Source organism: Citrobacter sp. B72, from assembly GCF_016894305.1.
Taxonomy (GTDB): domain Bacteria; phylum Pseudomonadota; class Gammaproteobacteria; order Enterobacterales; family Enterobacteriaceae; genus Citrobacter; species Citrobacter portucalensis.
Window position 1 is genome coordinate 1,797,738 of record NZ_CP069801.1, and the last position, 20,704, is coordinate 1,818,441.

General features: G+C 52.8%; 22 protein-coding genes and 1 riboswitch. Of the genes, 8 read left to right on the forward strand and 14 right to left on the reverse strand.

The features are described from left to right. The first annotated feature begins 203 nt into the window (after positions 1-203). A riboswitch (TPP riboswitch) is annotated at positions 204-300 on the forward strand. Positions 301-331: 31 nt separating this feature from the next. Genes thiM through JQN59_RS08445 form a run of 3 tightly spaced genes read left to right on the forward strand, consistent with a single transcriptional unit; the run spans position 332 to position 2,706 of the window. Continuing rightward, positions 332-1,120, forward strand: a complete 789-nt coding sequence (gene thiM / locus JQN59_RS08435) for a hydroxyethylthiazole kinase (protein ID WP_149608006.1) — start codon at positions 332-334, stop codon at positions 1,118-1,120. Beyond that, positions 1,117-1,917, forward strand: a complete 801-nt coding sequence (thiD, locus tag JQN59_RS08440; protein WP_008785237.1) for a bifunctional hydroxymethylpyrimidine kinase/phosphomethylpyrimidine kinase — start codon at positions 1,117-1,119, stop codon at positions 1,915-1,917. Before thiM ends, thiD begins: the two co-directional genes overlap by 4 nt. A gap of 42 nt (positions 1,918-1,959) precedes the next feature. Beyond that, positions 1,960-2,706, forward strand: a complete 747-nt coding sequence (locus tag JQN59_RS08445; RefSeq protein WP_008785236.1) for a GntR family transcriptional regulator — start codon at positions 1,960-1,962, stop codon at positions 2,704-2,706. Here JQN59_RS08445 and JQN59_RS08450 read toward each other — a convergent pair. Genes JQN59_RS08450 through JQN59_RS08460 form a run of 3 tightly spaced genes read right to left on the reverse strand, consistent with a single transcriptional unit; the run spans position 2,680 to position 5,920 of the window. Continuing rightward, positions 2,680-3,645: a PfkB family carbohydrate kinase gene (locus JQN59_RS08450; protein WP_060683554.1), complete on the reverse strand. Its 966-nt coding sequence runs from the start codon at positions 3,643-3,645 to the stop codon at positions 2,680-2,682. The genes JQN59_RS08445 and JQN59_RS08450 overlap by 27 nt on opposite strands. Beyond that, a complete protein-coding gene (locus tag JQN59_RS08455; protein ID WP_008785234.1) occupies positions 3,642-4,646 on the reverse strand; it encodes an ADP-ribosylglycohydrolase family protein in 1,005 nt (334 codons plus the stop codon). The genes JQN59_RS08450 and JQN59_RS08455 overlap by 4 nt, the downstream gene beginning before the upstream one ends. Further along, positions 4,643-5,920 (reverse strand): nucleoside permease, encoded by a 1,278-nt coding sequence (locus JQN59_RS08460; RefSeq protein ID WP_008785233.1) that lies wholly within the window; start codon positions 5,918-5,920, stop codon positions 4,643-4,645. Before JQN59_RS08460 ends, JQN59_RS08455 begins: the two co-directional genes overlap by 4 nt. A gap of 252 nt (positions 5,921-6,172) precedes the next feature. Here JQN59_RS08460 and fbaB point away from each other — a divergent pair, with 252 nt between their 5' ends. Then, positions 6,173-7,225 (forward strand): class I fructose-bisphosphate aldolase, encoded by a 1,053-nt coding sequence (gene fbaB, locus JQN59_RS08465; protein ID WP_003834421.1) that lies wholly within the window; start codon positions 6,173-6,175, stop codon positions 7,223-7,225. Positions 7,226-7,244: 19 nt separating this feature from the next. Here the strand turns inward: fbaB and yegS are convergent, their stop codons facing one another. The 7 genes from yegS to JQN59_RS08500 all read right to left on the reverse strand — a co-directional run bounded on the left by yegS (position 7,245) and on the right by JQN59_RS08500 (position 12,877). Continuing rightward, the gene (gene yegS / locus JQN59_RS08470) at positions 7,245-8,144 is read right to left on the reverse strand and encodes a lipid kinase YegS (protein ID WP_149608005.1); all 900 of its coding nucleotides are present in this window, start codon (positions 8,142-8,144) and stop codon (positions 7,245-7,247) included. Positions 8,145-8,275: 131 nt separating this feature from the next. Next, entirely contained in the window at positions 8,276-9,007 is a 732-nt protein-coding gene (gene artJ, locus JQN59_RS08475) for an arginine ABC transporter substrate-binding protein ArtJ (protein ID WP_003027308.1), read from the reverse strand. 261 nt (positions 9,008-9,268) lie between these two features. Beyond that, positions 9,269-9,937 (reverse strand): arginine ABC transporter permease ArtM, encoded by a 669-nt coding sequence (gene artM, locus JQN59_RS08480; protein WP_003840185.1) that lies wholly within the window; start codon positions 9,935-9,937, stop codon positions 9,269-9,271. Beyond that, positions 9,937-10,653: an arginine ABC transporter permease ArtQ gene (gene artQ, locus JQN59_RS08485; RefSeq protein ID WP_003027301.1), complete on the reverse strand. Its 717-nt coding sequence runs from the start codon at positions 10,651-10,653 to the stop codon at positions 9,937-9,939. The genes artM and artQ overlap by 1 nt, the downstream gene beginning before the upstream one ends. Before the next feature lie 6 nt (positions 10,654-10,659). Then, positions 10,660-11,391, reverse strand: coding sequence for an arginine ABC transporter substrate-binding protein ArtI (gene artI, locus JQN59_RS08490; protein ID WP_003027298.1), 732 nt, complete (start codon positions 11,389-11,391; stop codon positions 10,660-10,662). Positions 11,392-11,407: 16 nt separating this feature from the next. Further along, positions 11,408-12,136, reverse strand: coding sequence for an arginine ABC transporter ATP-binding protein ArtP (artP, locus tag JQN59_RS08495; RefSeq protein WP_003027295.1), 729 nt, complete (start codon positions 12,134-12,136; stop codon positions 11,408-11,410). A 225-nt stretch (positions 12,137-12,361) separates the two neighbouring features. Further along, a complete protein-coding gene (locus tag JQN59_RS08500) occupies positions 12,362-12,877 on the reverse strand; it encodes a lipoprotein (RefSeq protein WP_003834409.1) in 516 nt (171 codons plus the stop codon). A 520-nt stretch (positions 12,878-13,397) separates the two neighbouring features. Here JQN59_RS08500 and cspE point away from each other — a divergent pair. The 4 genes from cspE (at position 13,398) to JQN59_RS08520 (ending at position 15,146) form a co-directional block, all read left to right on the forward strand. Further along, entirely contained in the window at positions 13,398-13,610 is a 213-nt protein-coding gene (gene cspE, locus JQN59_RS08505) for a transcription antiterminator/RNA stability regulator CspE (RefSeq protein ID WP_149608004.1), read from the forward strand. Positions 13,611-13,620: 10 nt separating this feature from the next. After that, the gene (gene ymcF, locus JQN59_RS08510) at positions 13,621-13,809 is read left to right on the forward strand and encodes a cold shock small protein YmcF (protein ID WP_149608010.1); all 189 of its coding nucleotides are present in this window, start codon (positions 13,621-13,623) and stop codon (positions 13,807-13,809) included. A gap of 198 nt (positions 13,810-14,007) precedes the next feature. Next, the gene (locus JQN59_RS08515) at positions 14,008-14,319 is read left to right on the forward strand and encodes a heavy metal-binding domain-containing protein (RefSeq protein ID WP_204528195.1); all 312 of its coding nucleotides are present in this window, start codon (positions 14,008-14,010) and stop codon (positions 14,317-14,319) included. Then, the gene (locus JQN59_RS08520; RefSeq protein WP_149608003.1) at positions 14,316-15,146 is read left to right on the forward strand and encodes an N-acetylmuramoyl-L-alanine amidase; all 831 of its coding nucleotides are present in this window, start codon (positions 14,316-14,318) and stop codon (positions 15,144-15,146) included. Before JQN59_RS08515 ends, JQN59_RS08520 begins: the two co-directional genes overlap by 4 nt. Before the next feature lie 100 nt (positions 15,147-15,246). Here the strand turns inward: JQN59_RS08520 and JQN59_RS08525 are convergent, their stop codons facing one another. From JQN59_RS08525 to poxB, 4 genes are all read right to left on the reverse strand, one after another. Next, positions 15,247-16,260, reverse strand: a complete 1,014-nt coding sequence (locus tag JQN59_RS08525; RefSeq protein ID WP_003834312.1) for an NAD-dependent epimerase/dehydratase family protein — start codon at positions 16,258-16,260, stop codon at positions 15,247-15,249. Between the two features lie 97 nt (positions 16,261-16,357). Then, entirely contained in the window at positions 16,358-17,788 is a 1,431-nt protein-coding gene (locus tag JQN59_RS08530; protein ID WP_149608002.1) for an SDR family oxidoreductase, read from the reverse strand. Positions 17,789-17,798: 10 nt separating this feature from the next. Then, a complete protein-coding gene (ltaE, locus tag JQN59_RS08535) occupies positions 17,799-18,800 on the reverse strand; it encodes a low-specificity L-threonine aldolase (protein WP_149608001.1) in 1,002 nt (333 codons plus the stop codon). 155 nt (positions 18,801-18,955) lie between these two features. Beyond that, complete coding sequence (poxB, locus tag JQN59_RS08540; protein ID WP_149608000.1) at positions 18,956-20,674, reverse strand: ubiquinone-dependent pyruvate dehydrogenase; 1,719 nt, start codon at positions 20,672-20,674, stop codon at positions 18,956-18,958. Positions 20,675-20,704: the final 30 nt, after the last annotated feature.

The window sequence follows — 20,704 nt, forward strand, 5'->3', positions numbered from 1 at the left end:
AATAAAATAGATTTTAGTAAAATTAATATTCCGGTTTACTAGAGCTTAAATCATTGAAATGCAATTAACGGGATAATGCCTAAAGCGGGGCACGACGTATGATACAAAAAGAGATACACCTTTGCGGGGTGTTATGGTGTATATTGACTCCGGATCAAATTAATTTTTCAGGCATAACTTACTGTAAAATTAAAAGAGATCAATTCAACGACTCGGGGTGCCCTTCCTGGTGAAGGCTGAGAAATACCCGTACCACCTGATCTGGATAATGCCAGCGTAGGGAAGTCTGACACTGCTCGTGTCCCTTCTTCGCGCGGGCAGGAGCTGAACCATGCAGCCTGACCTGCACAGCCGCGCGCTCGCGGCTCACACTTTGCACCAATTTAGAACCTTATCCCCGCTCACACACTGTATGACCAATGAGGTCGTGCAAAGCTTTACTGCCAATACATTACTGGCGCTGGGCGCATCGCCTGCGATGGTTATCGAGCCTGAAGAAGCCAGCCGATTCGCCGCCATTGCCAGTGCGTTGCTGGTTAATGTCGGCACCTTAACTCGGGAACGGGCCGCGGCGATGCGTGCCGCAGTTGAGCATGCTCAGAATGCTAAAACCCCGTGGACGCTCGATCCCGTTGCCGTAGGCGCGCTTGAGTTTCGCCGCCGCTTCTGCCTGGAATTATTGTCACTACAGCCTGCTGCTATTCGTGGCAACGCTTCGGAAATACTTGCTCTGGCCGGCATGAACGGTGGGGGACGCGGCGTGGATACAACCGATACGGCTGTCGCTGCGCTTCCCGCAGCGCAGGCGCTGGCTCGTCAGATTGGGACCATTGTCGTGGTTACCGGCGAAGTGGATTACGTCACCGATGGTCAGCGTACCGTTTGCGTGGACGGTGGTGACCCGTTGATGACTCGCGTGGTGGGCACCGGATGCGCGCTATCAGCGGTTGTTGCGGCCAGTTGCGCTTTACGTGGTGACCGACTTGATAACGTCGCCTCCGCCTGTAGCTGGATGAAACAGGCCGGGCAAATAGCCACACAACAATCAAACGGACCGGGCAGTTTTGTCCCGGCATTTCTCGACGCCCTCTATAACCTGAACGCCCAGGAGCAAGCATGAAACGGATTAACGCATTAACGATCGCCGGAACCGATCCAAGCGGTGGCGCGGGTATTCAGGCTGATTTAAAAACCTTCTCGGCGCTGGGCGCTTACGGCTGTTCCGTTATCACGGCGTTGGTGGCGCAAAATACGCGTGGGGTGCAGTCGGTGTATCGCATTGAGCCTGATTTTGTCGCCGCGCAGTTGGACTCTGTGTTCAATGATGTGCGTATTGATACGACTAAAATCGGTATGTTGGCGGAGACGGACATTGTCGAAGCTGTCGCCGAACGTTTACGTCGCCATCGGGTACAAAATGTGGTGCTGGACACGGTGATGTTGGCGAAAAGCGGCGATCCGTTGCTGTCGCCCTCAGCGGTAGAAACGTTGCGTACCCGTTTGCTGCCGCAGGTTTCGATTATCACCCCTAATTTACCCGAAGCTGCTGCACTGCTCGGGGCATCGCATGCGCAGAGTGAGCAGGAGATGTTAGAGCAGGGAAGGGCGCTACGGGCGCTGGGCTGCGAGGCAGTGTTGATGAAGGGCGGTCATCTGGATGATGCGCAAAGCCCCGACTGGCTCTTTACGCGCGATGGTGAGCAGCGTTTTACCGCACCAAGGGTGATGACCAAAAATACCCATGGCACCGGTTGTACGCTATCGGCGGCGTTGGCAGCCCTGCGTCCGCGCCATAACAACTGGGCTGATACCGTACAGGAAGCCAAACTGTGGCTTTCAGCGGCGTTGGCACAGGCCGACACGCTGGAAGTTGGCGAAGGAATCGGTCCGGTGCATCATTTCCACGCGTGGTGGTAATGGGTATACTGGCTGCAGAAACGGCGGCCAGGAAAAAGATAAATGGAACAAGCGCATACCCAGCTTATCGCACAACTGAATGAACGTATTTCAGCGGCGGATAACACGCCGCTGTATATGAAATTTGCGCAGACGGTGAAGAATGCTGTGCGCAGTGGGATCCTGGAGCACGGCAATATCCTGCCCGGCGAGCGCGACCTCAGCCAGTTGACCGGCGTTTCTCGGATTACGGTACGTAAGGCGATGCAGGCCCTGGAAGAAGAAGGTGTAGTAACACGTGCCCGCGGTTACGGAACGCAAATTAACAATATCTTCGAGTATTCGCTCAAAGAAGCGCGTGGTTTTTCTCAGCAGGTGGTGTTACGCGGTAAAAAACCGGATACATTGTGGGTTAACAAAAGAATTGTGCCTTGCCCGGAAGAGGTGGCACAGCAGTTGGCTGTTGTCGCAGGGAGTGATGTCTTCTTGCTCAAACGCATTCGTTACGTTGACGAAGACGCAGTCTCTATTGAAGAGTCTTGGGTACCCGCACATCTAATTCATGACGTGGATGCCATCGGTGTTTCGCTGTATGACTATTTTCGTAGCCAGCATATTTTCCCGCAGCGCACGCGCTCACGTGTTAGCGCCAGAATGCCTGACGCAGAGTTTCAGGCGCACATTCAAATGGATAGCAAAGTGCCGGTACTGGTGATCAAGCAGGTAGCGCTTGACCAGCAGCAACGGCCTATTGAATACAGCATCAGTTACTGTCGTAGCGATCTATACGTTTTTGTGTGCGAGGAGTAGCTCCTCGCGTGACGGGGCGCAATCGCCGCCGCGATGCCCAACTACCCAGGACGCCACCGCGTTACCTAACAGCACTGAGTCGGCCAGCGTCCAGCCAGACGCCAGCCCAGCCAGCATACCGCCAGCGTGGCTGTCACCTGCGCCGATAGTATCAACGACCGCCGTTGCAAATGCCGGTACGCAGCCGGATGTCTGTGCGCTGAAATACCATGCGCCGTCTTTATCGTGCCGCACGACCACCGGTGCGGTGAAACGCTGCACCCATTCTGCGCCAAAACCTTCCACATCCTGACTCAATGCAAACCGCTCGGCAGCAATTTCCGCCTCCTGACGATTAAGTGACACCAGCGGACGACAGGCCATAATTCTTGCCAGTAAGGGCTCGGGAATGTCGCCGATGCGCGGGCCAAAATCGATAAATGGTGTCACCTCTTCCAGACCTTCCAGCCACTGCACCAGCAATTCACCGCACGGGGACGCTAGCTGATAACCCGAAAGATACACCAGGCTATGACGCGGGATATCCAGCTGTGCCAGCCAGGCGGCATTCCACTGATTCTCAACGCCGCTAAAAGACATAAAGGTACGCTCGCCATCCGGCTCCACCAGCGCCAGACACCAGCCGTTATCGCCTTCGGCATTGTCGATCCGGCTGTGCAGTCCCTCTTTTGTCATCCGGTTGCGGATAATGTCGGCCCACACTCCCTGACCCAGTGGTAGAGCATTGCAGGCATCGATACCTAAACGCTTAAGCGTGACGGCGATATTGAGTGCGCAGCCGCCAACGTTAACACCTTGCTGCTTGAGCTCGATGTCACAGCCGCGCCAGGGGAGGGCATACGCATCGGCAATGACATCAATCACCGCCGCACCCACCACCGTTACTGGCCGCTGTGTACGTAACTGCGAGAGAAGTTGTTGCAGATGCGTGTTGCTCATAGCGCCTCCCGCTGCTCGCGCAGTCGCATTAACCCGTTGGCGTAGTGGGTAAAGTCCAGCTGATTCACCGCATCCAACTCCTGCTTCAATGCTGGGTTGATCGCGCTCACGCCGTGTAATGCACCACAAATGGCGGTTGCCATCGCCCCGATGGTGTCGGTATCGCCGCCGAGGTTAGCGCACAAAATGGCGCAGCGGTTAGGATCGGTCTGTGCCAGCTCAACCATGGCGATAGCGCAAGGAACGGACTCAATGGTGCTGGTTCCTGCCCCCACAACCTGATACAACTGCTCGCTGGCGGACTCGACGCCGTCGGCGTTACGGACGATTTTCAGCGCCAGTTCAAGGCGTGCACAAAGCGATGCGCTAAACGTGGTGATTCGTTTTTGCTGCGCATGCAGGGCAATGGCAGGTAGCGCGTCGGCAATCTCTGACCATTTTCCTCCGTCGATGGCGCGCGATACCGCCCACGCGACGACAACGGCTCCCGCGATAGCCAGATCCGATTTATGCGTTGGGCTGGAGGCCAGTGCCACATCATCGATAAAGGCATCAAGATCGCGGGCGGGCAGCAGGCATCCCAGCGGGGAAACGCGCATTGCCGCGCCATTGGTCACGCCGTTGTTTTCCAGTTCGGCGACCGGTTTACCGTCACGAATAGCTTTCAACGCAATTTTCGAGGTCGGGCCGAGCACGTTTTTATTAAAAGCATCAAACTGCTCGGCCCAGGCCAGAATATTGCGACCAATAACGTCTGGCACAATTTCGCCGTCGCACTCAAGCAGGGCATCTGCCAGACACAGTGCCATGGACGTGTCATCAGTGAACTCCGCCTGGTTAAAATAGCAGGCGGCATTATTTTCCGCAGGGCCGGGCAAAAAACGGTCGATCCAACCGAAGTGTGCTTTAACCCGGGTTCTTGGCCACAGTTCCGACGGCATGCCCATCGCATCCCCTAACGCCTGCCCATAAAGAGCACCGAGAATACGTTCTGCTTTCATTTTACTTCCCCTTGTTTCAACGCTACATCGCGATCGTCCACCTTAATGGCGGTGATTTCTTTGTCTGATTCGCGAAAGAAAATCATAAACATCACGGCAATGACGGCAATCATGACCGCGCCAAATCCCCACATGCCAGCCCAGTTAAAGGTGAGACCATTAACCGGTTCCTGATAAGCAAACATTTTTTCCATCATTACGCCGCCCAGACGGTAACCGAGCAGGCTGCCGAACCCCTGACAGCAGAGGGTGATAAGCCCTTGCGCTGCGGTGCGCATGTGGACCGGCGCTTTTTTATCGACATAGATGTAAGCCGTGACGTAATAGAAGTCGTAACTGACGCCGTGCAGCAGAATGCCGAGAAACAGCAGGGCGTAAGTGAAATATTCTTCCGCACCGCCGTAAACGAAAAATCCGTAGCGGATCGCCGCAGTAATAAGACCAAGCAACAATACCTTTTTAATGCCAAAGCGTTTGGTGAAAAACGGTAGCGCCAGCATAAAGAAGATTTCAGAGAATTGGCCCAGTGTCATCCAGCCGGTGGCGTTTTTCATTCCGACTTCTGTCAGATAGCCGTTGGCGAAGATGTAATAGAACGCCAGTGGCATCGCAAACAGGAAAGAGCAAAAGAAGAAGACGAGGAAGTTCTTATCGCGCAGCAGGATCAGCGCATCCAGACCCAGCATAACTTTGAAATCCATTTTGCCGGTACTTTTTGGCGGCGTATCCGGTAAAAAGAAGGCAAAAACGCCTAATAATGCGGAGCTTCCGGCAGTGATAAGCAGGGGAATATTGGTGGGTGAGATGTCGTTATAGCCAAGCATTTGCGGTAAGAAACCGCAGGCCAAACCGGAGGCAATCCAGCCAATGGTCCCCATCACGCGGATGCGCGGGAAATCACGTTCAACATCCGGTACGTTGGCAAAAGCAATACTGTTGGTCAGCGCAATCGTCGGCATATAGGTCAACGAATAGGCCAGTAACAGAGGGAAGAATCCGCTAAAGGTGGTTTGCTGGGCGGCGAAGTACATCAGAATAGCGCCGACGAACATCAACACCGCCAGCACTTTTTGCGCGGAGAAAAAGCGGTCAGTGATTGAACCGACCAGAATGGGCGACAGGATCGCCGCAATGGCTGTGCAGGCGTAGGACCAGCCGATCTCTCCGGCACTAAAGCCACTTTTACTCAGCCACAGCCACAGTGGTACAAACCAGGCGCCCCAGATAAACCACTCTACAAACATCATGAACGACAGCTTAACTGTAGTTTTCATCTTTAAATCCTTCATGACAGGTAAGGTACGCGCTGATAGTACCATTCAATAATACCTTTAAAATACCTTTGGGGTTAAACTTTGACCGTCTTAACATTATTTTTTCCTGAATCGAGCCAGCAGAAGTTGCTGAAAAGTGCGCTAAAGATGGAAAAAAAGTGCAGTCGGTACCAGGCTTAATGCTGCCCGCAAAAAGGCGGGTCAGGACAATCCATATTCCGGTTTTAAACTGGAACTTACGGGAGCATAGCTATGACTGATATTGCGCAGTTGCTTGGCAAAGATGCCGACAGCCTTTTACAGCATCGTTGTATGACCATTCCTTCTGACCAACTTTACCTGCCTGGACATGATTACGTCGATCGCGTAATGGTGGATAACAACCGGCCGCCTGCCGTGCTGCGTAATATGCAGACGCTGTATAACACGGGGCGACTTGCCGGGACAGGGTATCTGTCGATCCTACCGGTGGATCAGGGGGTAGAGCATTCTGCTGGTGCTTCGTTTGCCGCTAACCCGCTGTACTTTGATCCGAAGAATATTGTGGAGTTGGCTATCGAAGCAGGGTGCAACTGCGTGGCATCAACTTACGGTGTGCTGGCTTCTGTCTCCCGCCGCTACGCGCACCGTATCCCGTTCCTCGTTAAAATTAACCACAACGAAACGCTCAGCTATCCGAATACTTTTGACCAGACGCTGTATGCCAGCGTAGAGCAGGCGTTCAATATGGGTGCGGTTGCGGTAGGGGCAACTATCTATTTCGGTTCTGAGGAATCTCGCCGCCAGATTGAAGAGATTTCAGCAGCGTTTGAGCGCGCCCATGAGTTGGGTATGGTTACCGTGCTGTGGGCGTATCTGCGTAACTCCGCGTTTAAAAAAGATGGCGTGGATTACCATGTTTCCGCCGATCTTACCGGGCAGGCTAACCATCTGGCTGCCACTATCGGAGCGGATATCGTTAAGCAGAAAATGGCGGAAAATAACGGCGGGTATAAAGCGGTTAATTTTGGCTACACCGACGATCGCGTCTATACCAAGTTGACCAGCGAGAATCCAATTGACCTGGTGCGTTACCAACTGGCGAACTGTTATATGGGGCGTGCCGGGTTAATTAACTCTGGCGGGGCGGCCGGCGGCGACACCGACCTGAGCGATGCAGTACGTACGGCGGTTATTAACAAACGTGCGGGTGGTATGGGGCTGATTCTGGGGCGTAAAGCGTTCAAGAAAACCATGGCCGACGGCGTTAAGTTGATTAACGCCGTACAGGACGTTTATCTGGACAGCAAAGTTACTATTGCCTGATCCTCGGATTGTCGTTGGGTTAGCGCAATAGCGGACAACCTGGCGGCAGTCTGCAACGTAGCGCAGCGGGCAGGATTTCAATATGAAACTCTTGTCCGCTGAGTGGTTCACCATCGAGATTAAAGGTAATTTCGTGTGGGGCGCGGATATCAAACCACGACGATGCGCCGTCAATAATGTTAGGGTTGTCTTCGGATTGCGTTAACGCCGAAAGCAGTCCTGGCAGTAGTTCTTCGCCGGTAAAAATGCGCAGTTGCAGCAGGCCGTCGTTGATCAGCGCCGTCGGGCAAAGCTGTTGCCCACCACCGGCCTGGCGACCGTTACCGATACCAATCACCAGCGCCTTACCCTGCCAGTGAAAATCCTCCCCATGAATGTCACAGATGTCGGGCTTGAGAGTATCCATGCGCATTAATCCGTGAATAAAATACGATACACCGCCCAGTGCGGCCTTGAGTTTTTCCGGCGTTTCGGTGGTGATGCGCGTGCCAAATCCCCCGGTCGCCATGTTGATAAAACAGGTTTTATCGTTGACCTGCACCATATCGATCGCAGTCGCATTTGCAGCGATAGCCAGCTTTAACGCCTTATCAAGGTCGTCGGGTATACCAACGCTGGTGGCAAAGTCATTCGCCGTTCCCAACGGTAAAATACCCAGCGCCGGAATATTGCCACCCTGCGACTGAATCAGCGCTGTCGAAACTTCGTTGATGGTGCCGTCACCGCCGCCGGCTATCACCGTAGCAACGCCTAGCTGACGAGCTTCATCAACGTAGCGTTGGGCATCGCCTTTTTCCCAGGTCACGCGAACATGGATTTCCACGCCTTCATCGCGAAGCTTCGCAATGGCATCACGCAGGGGGAGATTATCAGCACTTTTTCCATTGAGGATCAGTAAACTGGCAGGGAACGCTATCATCCGTTTGCCTCACTTTTTTTCGTTTTAACAAGTGTATGCCAGGAAAGCGTTTATGGCGTAAGAACTGACTGAAAGCGCAGGCGAAGAGATAAAAAAAGCCGCAGAGCGCGGCTTTTCAGATTGGGCAGACGTTACTGCGGGAACCATTGATCGCTGATTTTCTGGTACGTGCCGTCAGCTTTGATTGCCGCCAGCGCGCTGTTCAGTTTTTCCAGCAGGGCTTTGTTATCCGGGCGAACCGCGATGCCAAGGCCAGTACCGAAGTATTGCGGATCGGTTACTTTGTCAGTGGCAACGCCTAACTGCGGGTTGGTTTTCAGCCATTCGTTAACCACAGCGGTATCGCCAAATACGCCATCAATACGGCCATTTTTCAGGTCGATAATCGCATTCTGATAGCTATCGTAGGCCACGGTTTTCACTTCAGGATGTTTGTCCTGCAGGTATTTCTGGTGCGTGGTGCCGTTTTCCATACCGATGCGCTTACCTTTCAGGTCGGCAAAGGTTTTATAGGTGTCTTTTTTCGCAATCACCAGCGCGGAGTTGGCATAGTAAGGCTGAGTAAATGCAACCTGCTTGCTACGCTCAGGTGTGATATCCATTCCGGAAATTACCGCATCATATTTCTTGAATTTCAGCGCGGGGATCAGGCTGTCGAAAGCGTGATTGGTGAAAGTACATTCTGCCTGCATTTGTTTGCACAGCGCCGTTGCCAGGTCGATGTCAAAACCGACAATTTTATTGCTCGCGTCCAGTGATTCAAATGGCGGATACGTGGCTGATACACCGAAACTAATTTTATCAGCAGCTGAGGCGCCAGCGGCGAAAGTAGCAAGTAATGCGGCCAGTACTAACTTTTTCATGGTGGAACTCCCGTCTGTCAATCTTATGATTATTACCGTGTCTGCGGCGTGGAGTAACAATGCCATTTAATGAATTTATATGCAATAAAAACGATTAAATATTTTTACTGGTATAAAAAAAGACGGACAATTTAGGTTGTTGTCCGTCTTTATTATTTTGCTTTATGCATATTTGTGGGATGGCGGTGCTAGCACCTTATCCGGCCTACAAAAGGTGCATGAACCGTAGGCCTGATAAGCGTAGCGCCATTAGGCATATGCTTAATTCCGGTGTTCAAACGCCAGCGCTTTACGTTCGATTAAGCGCATCATCAGCGTCAGCAAGCCGTTGACGATCAGGTAAATCACACCTGCCGCACCGAAGACCATAACGTCATAAGTACGACCGTACAGCAGCTGGCTATAGCCCATGACTTCCATCAGCGTGATAGTGTAAGCCAGTGAGGTACTTTTAAATACCAGCACCACTTCGTTGGAATACGAGGAGAGGGCGCGTTTAAAGGCGTACGGCAACAGAATCGCCAGCGTATCCTTTTTGCTCATCCCTAACGCTCCGCAGGACTGCCATTGGCCTTCCGGGATTGCACGGATAGCGCCGTAGAACAGTTGCGTAGTGTAGGCCGCACTGTTTAACGACAGCGCAATTAAGGCGCATAACCAGGGTTCAGAGAGCAGATGCCACAGTACCGGATATTCTTGCAATGCCGGAAACTGTCCAGGTCCGTAGTAGATCAGGAAGATTTGCACCAGCAGCGGTGTACCGGTAAACAGCGTGATATACGCGCGAACCAGCCACACCAGCACCGGCGTTTTCAGCGTCAGGATGACGGTGAAGATCAGCGCCAGCACCAGAGCAACCACGATGGAGGCGACTGTCAGCGTCAGGCTGGTATGCAGCCCTTTCAACAATTCAGGTAAATACTCAAGCATCAGCCTGGTCTCCGCTCAAAACGTGTCGCGCGCAGGTCAATGCGTTTGAGAATGTACTGACTCACCAGCGTAATCACCAGGTAAATAGCGGCCGCCACAATGTACCAGGTAAACGGCTCCTGGGTACGGGTGGCAATACTCTTCGTTTGTAGCATCAGATCGTTCACGCTGATAAGGCTGACCAGCGCGGTATCTTTCAGCAATACCAGCCACTGATTACCCAGTCCCGGTAAGGCATGACGCCACATCTGCGGCATCACCAGACGAAAGAAGATCGCGGCTTTAGACAAACCCAACGCCTGACCTGATTCCCATTGTCCGAGTGGCACGGCCTTCAGCGCGCCACGCAGCGTTTGCGACGCGTAAGCGGCGTACAATAATGACAGTGCAATGACACCGCACAGGAACGGGCTGACGTCGAAGTTTTCGATCTGCATCTGAACCGGGATTTGTACAAACCCGAGATTGATCGTAAAGCCATCGGCCAGCGTCAGCAGCAGCTGCGAGGAGCCGAAATAGATAAACAGAACCACCAGAATTTCTGGCAGACCGCGCAGGATGGTGACCAGGGCCGAGCCCGCCCATGCCACCGGGCGCCATTTTACTGACTCCCAGACGGCAAAAAACATGGCGAGTGCAAGGCCAATGATCAGCGCACAAACGGCAAGGCCGACGGTCATCCCGGCGGCGCTTGCTAAAGGAAAAAATTCATTCATCAAATATTACTTCTGGAACCATTTGTTGTAGATGGTTTCGTAAGTCCCATCTTTCTTCACTTTTTCCAGCGCAGCGTTAAACTTCTGCTGCAGCTCGGTATTGCCCTGGCGTACCGCGATGCCCAGACCTGTACCGAAGTAATCTTTATCCGTCACTTTGTCACCAACCGCGGCAAGCTTAGGATTGTCTTTCAGCCACTCGGTTACTACTGCGGTATCACCAAAGACGCCGTCAATACGACCGTTTTGCAGATCGAGTTTGGCATTCTGGTAGCTGTCATACGGCACAGTGGTCACTTCCGGATGTTTATCCATGATGAATTTCTGGTGCGTAGTACCGTTTTGAACGCCGACTTTTTTACCTTTCAGCTGGTCAATGCTGGTGTATTTACCCTGCTGGCCCACAAACAGCGCAGAGTTGTCGTAGTAAGGGGTGGTGAACAGCACCTGTTTTTCACGCTCTGGGGTGATGTCCATACCGGCCATTACCGCGTCAAAACGACGGAATTTCAGGCTTGGGATCAGGCTGTCGAAGGCCTGATTGGTGAAGGTACAAGTAGCGTCAATCTCTTTACACAGCGCGTTTGCCAGATCAACGTCAAAACCTACGATCTTGTTATTCGCATCGATAGATTCAAACGGAGGATAAGACGCTTCGGTGGCGAAACGAATGGTTTGGGCTGCGGTAGCGGAAAGACTAAAACCTGCGATTAGCGCGGCAATCAGAACTTTTTTCATTGTATTGTCCCGAATCTTAGTGAGAAAGATAGTTTTTAAACGCTTCGGTTTGCGGGTTGGCAAAGCAGCTCGCATCCCCAAACTCGACGATATGACCGTTTTCCATATACACCACACGACTGGCCGTTTTACGTGCAACTTCCACTTCGTGGGTGACGATCACCTGAGTAATGTTGGTTTCCGCCAGTTCGCGAATGATGCTGACGATTTGGGCGGTAATTTCCGGGTCAAGCGCGGCGGTCGGTTCATCAAACAGCAGCACCTGCGGCTCCATCATCAACGCGCGGGCAATGGCTACACGCTGTTGCTGTCCACCGGAAAGATGTAATGGGTAACGATCGCTGTAAGGCTTGAGGCGCAGACGTTCCAGCAGTTTCTCGGCGCGCGCCATTGCCTGCTCTTTTGTCAGACCGAGCACACGGCAGGGCGCTTCAATCAGGTTCTGCACAACCGTGAGATGCGGCCAGAGATTATATTGCTGAAAGACCATGCCCACGTTCTGACGCAGATCCCGAATGGCTTTATCTGACGGGGTCTTCGTGAAGTCGAAACGGTTGCCCGCAATAGAGAGCGTGCCTGAGCGCGGCATCTCAAGCAGGTTGAGTACGCGCAGCAGCGAGCTTTTCCCGGCTCCACTTGGGCCAAGTAACACCAGTGTTTCACCCTGAGGGCAATCCAGCGTGATATCGAACAGCGCCTGATGTGCGCCGTAGAAGCAGTTAATGCCGTTTAATTGAATACTCATTGACACTCGATACTGGCAGTCTGATAGCTATTGAAGCCGCAGATACTACCTTTGACAGAATAGTTATGCAATATTTATGCGTTAAAAGTTAAATGCAAACCGCATTCTTCTCTAAACATAGCACAAAATAGCGAGGTCACCAGTGGGCAAGAATAAATGTCGGCATTCTATGCAGAATGCCAGACAATTTATGGGGGTTATGATTTAAGCGGGTGAATGGGGCGGTTAGCGGTTTTCGACAGACTGGCGCAACGTCCCGGCTGGCGCGTGTACGCTGCCGCCCAGATAGCGTACATCATCAACGACCCAGCACTGACCTTCACGGATCATCAGCACTTCATCACGCCAGCTTTGGTCACCTTGTTTCAGCTCTACGCGCAGTGGAATGTTGCGTGCATCACTATTCGGAATAGTCGATGCGCTGGCGACACTGGCGCTGTCTGGTAACGTAGCGCGACTGGAGAACGGATCGCTGTTAAACAGGTCGCGGTGTGCATTATCACGGCTGGCATCGGTCAGCAGTTTTGCCAGATTGTCGCTCAGGTACGGACGAAGGGCGGTAATGTCATTGTTTCGATGCTGAATACGGTAATCATAGAATTGTTGAGCCACGCTGTCTGGCCCACCTTCTATGCATGAACCACTACGCGTGCCGTTATCTTTATAGACCGGCGTCACGGTCGTACAGGCGCTGAGAAGTAGTGCACATGGAACCAGCAGAGAGAGTTTCGAATAGCGCATAATGATTTCCTTATAAGCTTCCTACTAATTGTGTTCTACGATGAACAATTCGGTCTCACTAAAGATTGTATGATCGATTAACACATTGTTTTTGCTAAAGCAAATTCGCGGACACCCCACCTGAAGCATGTTGGTGGCGCTCGTTGCCAGCTTCAGCTTTAGTATATCAACCTGCAACGGGGCGTTGGCGGCCATTCATGCTTCTTATACTGTATAGACCATCTGAGCATTTGCATGTTCCATTTGCCGCGCTTTACGCCTGGCTAAACAAAACTCATGCCGTGTTGTTGGCTATAAGGGACTCCGGATGGCTAAAATAAGAGTTGCTTAATCTCGGTGCCCGTGCGTTAATGATCCGGTCGGTTTGAATAACAGACGATATACAAAGTAGTTTACTCAAGCAGTTCTCATTTTCAGGTGTAATCCGTTTATCCCCTCTTTGAGTCTCTTCATTAAGCACTACGAAGTTTCTGTCATAAAAACCAAGCTTGCCGAAAGGCTCAAATTAAGGAATAAATATATGTCTACTAAAATGACTGGTTTAATTAAATGGTTCAATCCTGAAAAAGGTTTTGGCTTCATTACGCCTGCAGATGGCAGCAAAGATGTCTTTGTCCATTTCTCAGCGATTCAAAGTAATGAGTTTAAGACACTGAATGAAAACCAGAAAGTCGAATTCGGTGTGGAGCAGGGACCTAAAGGTCCATCCGCAATTAATGTTGTGGCGCTTTGAGGTAACTATTATTACTAATCATATTCACTTTCGCTGTCCATGTTGCCATGGTTCCCAATACAGAACATCAACCTTTGATGTTACTGAGGGAAATCCGTTCGGGGCAAAATGTATTTTTTGTAAATCAAAAATGATTACATTTGATAACGTAGCAATGTACATTCAGTCCGGCAAGGCGCCATTAGATTTTAGAAAATAATAACTTCAGGCCCCCAAACATCTGGGGGCTTTTTTATTTCTGGCGGCATGCCAGTCAAATAAAAAACGCACCACCTGAAACCGCTACACATCAACAAGGATAGCAGTTTTATTTGGCGGGCTTTCCTTTGAGTGTCATAGTGTATTGGTTTGATAATGCTTTTGAGATTGTGCTCTTAGTGCAAAAAGGAGATTAACCATGCAGTTTTCGACAACCCCTACGCTGGAAGGACAGAGCATCGTGGAGTACTGCGGTGTTGTTACCGGCGAAGCCATTTTAGGCGCGAATATCTTCGCCGGCATTCGCGATATTGTTGGCGGTCGCTCCGGCGCGTATGAAAAAGAGCTGCGTAAAGCGCGTGAAATTGCTTTTCAGGAGCTGGGCGAACAGGCGAAAGCGCTGGGTGCTGATGCGGTGGTCGGTATCGATATCGATTATGAAACCGTAGGCAAAGACGGTAGCATGCTGATGGTGAGCGTCAGCGGTACCGCGGTGAAAACTCGCCGATGAAACGTCTGTTGTGTCTGCTGGCATTTACGCTGTTGCTGGTGGGATGTGCTGGCGAAAAAGGGATTGTCGACAAAAACGGGTATCAGTTAGATACCCGCCGTCAGGCCCAGGCTGCTTATCCGCGCATTAAAGTACTGGTTATCCATTACACGGCCGATGATTTTGACTCTTCCCTGGCTACGCTGACCGATAAAAACGTCAGTTCACACTATTTGATCCCCGCAGTGCCGCCGCTTTACCATGGTAAACCGCGTATCTGGCAACTGGTGCCGGAAAAAGATCTGGCCTGGCATGCGGGGATTAGCTTCTGGCGCGGCGCTACGCGTATTAACGATACCTCAATTGGCATTGAGCTGGAAAACCGCGGCTGGCAAAAATCAGCGGGCAGCAAGTATTTTGCGCCGTTTGAGCCCGCGCAGATTCAGGCGTTAATCCCATTGGCGAAAGATATCATCGCCCGCTACGACATAAAACCGCAAAACGTGGTGGCTCATGCAGACATTGCGCCGCAGCGTAAGGACGATCCCGGCCCGCTGTTTCCGTGGCAAGCACTGGCCGCTCAGGGCATTGGCGCATGGCCGGATGCTCAGCGTGTGGCATTTTATCTCGCCGGACGAGCGCCCCATACGCCGGTAGAAACCGCGTCATTGCTCGATCTGCTGTCACGCTATGGTTATGAGGTAAAAGCTGAGATGACGCCGCGTGAACAGCAGCGGGTGATTATGGCATTCCAGATGCACTTCCGCCCGACGTTGTGGAATGGCGTGGCGGACGCGGAAACGCAGGCGATTGCCGAAGCGTTACTGGAGAAATACGGGCAGGGTTAACGCAGACACCAATGCCTGATGGCGCTTCGCTTATCAGGCCTACGGTTAATTTTGCAGGATTTTGTGACGCTTGTGCCGCCCCCCTGCAATGGCTATCAGCCTAACGCGGCAGCTTACCGTGGTCGCGCAGCCAGGCCGCGGTACGCTCAATCCCTTCATCCAGCGTCACAACTGGCTGATAACCTAACTCTTCCTGGGCGCGGCTGGTATCCAGCGTAAAGTCAAAATTCAGCTTCGAAACGCCGTAATGCGTAAGCTTTGGCTCTTTCGCCGATTTATTGCCTAAACGCTCCATGCTGCGGGCAATCATGTCCAGCATCGGGTAGGGCACGGAGCGGATACGGCAATCAATATTCAGCTCGTCGATAAGTTTCTGCACAATACTGCGCAGGGTGCGATGTTCACCGTTGGTTATATTGTACGCGCGACCCGACGGCAGCTTATCGCAGGCTTCCTGACTCGCCAGCCACATCGCGTGAACCGCGTTCTCGTAATAGGTCATATCCACCAGCGCACTCCCGCCGTGCGGCAACAGGATGCTGCCGTAGTGGTACATCATATGGGCGAGGCGGGGAATAAAGACTTTATCGTGAGGTCCGAACAAGCTTTGTGGGCGCAAGACAGTAAAGCGAGTCTGCGGGTTGGCCTGGGCGAGCAGCGCAATCACCTCTTCACCAGCCGCTTTGCTGCGGGCGAATTCGTTGGCGAAGCGATGGGGACGGAAGTCTTCTTTGATATCGCGATGATGGTGATAATCAAAATACAGCGACGGAGAGGAGATATGAATAAAGTTACGTACGCCCCAGGCTACGGCCCACTCGCCCAGACGGCGGGTAGCACGAACGTTGGCCAGATCAAAAGCTTCCTGAGTTCCCCATGGAGAGGTGAAACTGGAGCAGTGCCACAGCGTGTCAATGCCGGCCAGCATCACTTTTGCCTGCGAAGAAACCAGCTCGGTCAAATCCGCATGCACAAACTCTGCGCCCATTTTCTCCAGCAGCTTGCCCATCGCTTCGTTGCGACCGGTGGCTCTGACGCTGACGCCTTTGCTGCATAAAAACTCAACCGCGTTTCGGCCCAAGCCGCTGGTGGCTCCGGTAACCAGTACCTTCATATCAATCCACTGTGTTTAAAAAACGTCGTGCGCATTCTTCCGTGAATTACGCCTGTATGCAATGGGAAACATGAAAGAATACAGGCTCTTTTTATCATTAGTCTGTGATTTGTTCTGCATGTTTGGCTATACGCTTCGCCATCCCCCTGAAAATGAACAGGTGGGCGGGGATCATCAACAGCCAGTAGAAGAGGCCAGGCATACCGTGCGGATGCCACCACGCGCGTACATCAATGCGTCGGTGATCGCCTTTATCTTCCAGTGTGAAGCTCAGGCGACCCAGTCCCGGCGCTTTCATCCCAAACAGCAGCGTCAGCTGTTTCTCCGGCTCAACGATGATGACTTTCCAGCTATCAACGGTGTCGCCAACTTGCAATAGTGGGTGTTCGGGACGACCTTTTGCCAGCTTATGGCCGACCAGCAGGTCCAACGCCGCGCGCGTCTTCCATAGAATATTGCCAAAGAAATAGCCTTCTTTGCCGCCGAGTCGATTCACAACCTGCCACAGCGCTTTTGTGCTGGCAGAGGTTTCAACGCTAAAGCCAGCTTGTTTGGCGAAATAGCCATATTCTGGGCGCCAGCGGGCAAACGCCTGTGCGTCGTAACCCCAGTCGCTGGAGTTGACCAGCTTCTCTTCTTCCTTCAACGTGCTGCGCACCGCGTCATCAAAGGCAATCAGTTTTTGAGGGATCAGCGCACGTAATTCGGTGTCATCGGCCAGCAGGTCGTGTTTTAAGCCCTGGATCAGCGCTTTGGCCGTGGTTGGCGGCACTGACGTAATGACGTTTAAAAACCAGACCGAAATCCAGCGGGTAGGAAAGGGGATGGGGATGAGCAGGCGATGTTTACCGCTGACCGCCATAAAATGCTCGAACTGTTCCTGATAGCTCAACACCTGCGGCCCGGCGGCTTCGAGGACGCGGTGATGTGGTGTGGGATTTTCCAACAATGCCACCAGATAGTACATTAAATTCTCCAGCGCGATAGGCGTGGTACGCGAGCGTACCCAGCGTGGAGGGGTGAGAACCGGCAGGTTGTAAACCATATCGCGCATGACTTCAAAGGCAGCGGAACCCGCTCCCACGATAATGCCCGCGCGCAATTCCGTCATTGGCACGCCTGACTCGCGCAAGGTGTCCGCGGTTATCTGTCGCGCACGCAGATGATCGGATTGTTCATGCCGGGGAGCCTGCAATGAGCTCAGGAAAATAAGCTGTTTAACTGGCGTATTACGCAGCGCATCGCGCACGTTCATCGCCACCTGGCGTTCGTGGGCGATAAAATCACCGCCTTCGCCCATACCATGAACCAGATAATAAACCGTATCAACACCCGTCAGCAGCGGGGTGAGGTTATCTGGCCAATTCAAATCGACCTTGTGGCAACTGACATTGGCCAGTTGCTGCTTTTCCAGCCGTTCAATGCGACGTGCCGCAGCCAACACCTGATGCCCTTGTTGACTGAGCGCCTGTACCAAATGCTGACCAATGTAGCCACTGGCGCCAAGAACCAAAATCCGTTGCGGCACGCCCATCTCCTTATTGGGTTAAAAAAGCGCGCCAGTGGGCGACGACTTCAGCAAGTTGTTCACGTGATACGTCCAGGTGCATCACCAGGCGCACAATCGGGGAGGCGTTAATCAGCACACCTTGCGCTTTCATATACTCGCCCAGCGCGTTAGCGTGCTCTTCGCCAACGCGAGCAAACAGCATGTTGGTGTCGTGACGCATGACGTCTGCGCCTGCTTCGCGCAGCTGCTCCGCCATCCAGGCGGCGTTGTCATGATCTTCCTGCAAACGCGCCACGTTATTTTTCAGCGCATACAGCCCGGCCGCTGCCAGAATACCGGCCTGACGCATTCCGCCGCCGGTCATTTTGCGCCAGCGAATAGCGCGTTTGATGTACTCGTGGCTGCCGACCAGCAGTGAACCAACGGGGGTACCGAGGCCTTTGGAGAGGCAAATGGTGAACGAATCACAGTATTGCGTGACATCTTTAAGTTCACAGCCGTAGGCGACGATGGCGTTAAAAATACGTGCGCCGTCGACGTGCAGGGCAAGATTACGCTCACGGGTGAATTCCCAGGCGTCTTTCAGATACTCGCGCGGCAGCACTTTGCCGTTGTGGGTATTTTCCAGGCTGAGCAAGCGGGTGCGGGCAAAGTGGATATCGTCCGCTTTGATTTTCGCAGCTACTTTGTCCAGAGGCAGGGAGCCATCCGGTGCGGCGTCGATAGGTTGCGGTTGAATGCTACCGAGCACCGCTGCGCCACCTGCTTCGTAGAGATAGTTATGCGCGCCCTGACCGGCAATGTACTCTTCGCCACGCTGACAATGGCTGAGCAGCGCCACCAGGTTAGCCTGAGTACCGGTAGGTAAGAAAATAGCGGCTTCTTTACCAGAAAGTTTTGCGGCGTATTGCTGGAGGGCGTTAACGGTAGGGTCGTCTCCATATACGTCATCCCCGACTGGGGCTGCCATCATCTCTTCCAGCATGGCGCGACTCGGCCGGGTGACGGTATCACTGCGTAAATCAATCATGGTGTCTCCTTATTACACTTCATCCTTCAAGCTGCCTCGGCGTTGGCCGCACCCTTAAACCCCAGTCACATAGTATACCTATGCTCCTGGGGATTTTCGGGCTAGCCGCCTTGAGGCATCATGAATGATTTTGTGTGTGATTTAATAAGGATGTTTTACCTGAGCCAGTTCGTTTTCGCCAGTTCGATCACTTCATCACCGCGTCCACTGATGATTGCACGCAGCATATACAGGCTAAAACCTTTGGCCTGTTCGAGTTTGATCTGCGGCGGGATCGCCAGCTCTTCTTTCGCCACCACCACATCGACCAGCACCGGGCCGTCAATCGACATCGCCCTTTGTAGCGCTTCATCAACCTCTGAGGATTTTTCCACGCGAATGCCTGTAATGCCACAGGCTTCGGCAATCCGCGCGAAGTTGGTGTCGTGCAGTTCAGTGCCGTCGGTCAGATAACCGCCAGCCTTCATCTCCATCGCCACAAATCCCAGTACGCTGTTGTTGAAGACAATAATCTTCACCGGCAGCTTCATTTGGACAACCGACAGAAAGTCTCCCATCAGCATGCTAAAGCCGCCGTCACCGCACATTGCCACAACTTGGCGTCCTGGTTCGGTCGCTTGTGCGCCGAGTGCCTGCGGCATGGCATTCGCCATCGACCCGTGGTTAAACGATCCGAGCAGGCGACGTTTGCCGTTCATTTTCAGATAGCGTGCTGCCCACACCGTTGGCGTACCAACGTCGCAGGTAAAGATGGCATCGTCAGCGGCAAAGTGGCTGATCTGCTGCGCCAGATACTGCGGGTGAATGGCTTTATCGCTGGGTTTGGCTAAATCATCCAGCCCTTTACGCGCCTCGCGATAGTGCTCCAGCGCTTTGTCCAGGAATTGCCGCTCGGTTTTCTCTTCCACCAGAGGCAGTAGGGCACGGAGAGTGGATTTAATATCGCCTACCAGCGCCATATCCACTTTACTGTGCGCGCCAATGCTCGACGGATTGATATCAATCTGAATAATTTTGGCGTCGGTGGGGTAGAACGGGCGATAGGGGAACTGGGTGCCAAGCAGGATCAGCGTGTCGGCATTCATCATGGTATGGAAGCCGGATGAAAAGCCAATCAGCCCGGTCATACCCACATCATAGGGGTTATCGTACTCAACATGCTCTTTACCACGCAGGGCGTGAACAATCGGCGCTTTAATTTTAGCCGCAAACTCAACCAGTTCTTTATGCGCACCGGCGCACCCGCTGCCGCACATCAGGGCGATATTGCTGGAGTAGCGCAGCAGTTGCGCCAGTTTTCTCAGCTCTTCTTCTTGTGGAGTCACCACCGGGAGCGGCGCATGATACCAGTGCGTGGTGGCGCTTTCAGGTGCAGGTTTTAGCGCCACGTCACCGGGTAAAACCACCACGGAAACACCGCGGTTGAGCACCGCCTTTCGCATGGCAATTGCCAGCACCTGTGGGATCTGTTCTGGGCTGGAAACCAGCTCGCAATAGTGGCTACATTCGCGGAACAACTCTTGCGGGTGGGTCTCCTGAAAATAACCGCTGCCTATTTCACTGGAGGGAATATGCGCGGCGATTGCCAGTACCGGGACGTGGTTACGGTGACAATCAAACAGCCCGTTGATCAGGTGCAGGTTGCCTGGCCCGCACGAGCCTGCGCAGACGGCCAGTTCGCCCGTCAACTGCGCTTCAGCGCCCGCAGCGAAGGCTGCAACCTCTTCATGACGGGTTGGCATCCAGTCAATTGTTCCCATACGATTCAGACTGTCACTCAGACCATTTAGCGAATCACCCGTTACACCCCAAATGCGTTTTACGCCAGCCTGTTCGAGTGTTTTAGCAATAAAAGCGGCAACCGTTTGTTTCATGGTTTTCCTTCTCCTCTAATGTGATACCGG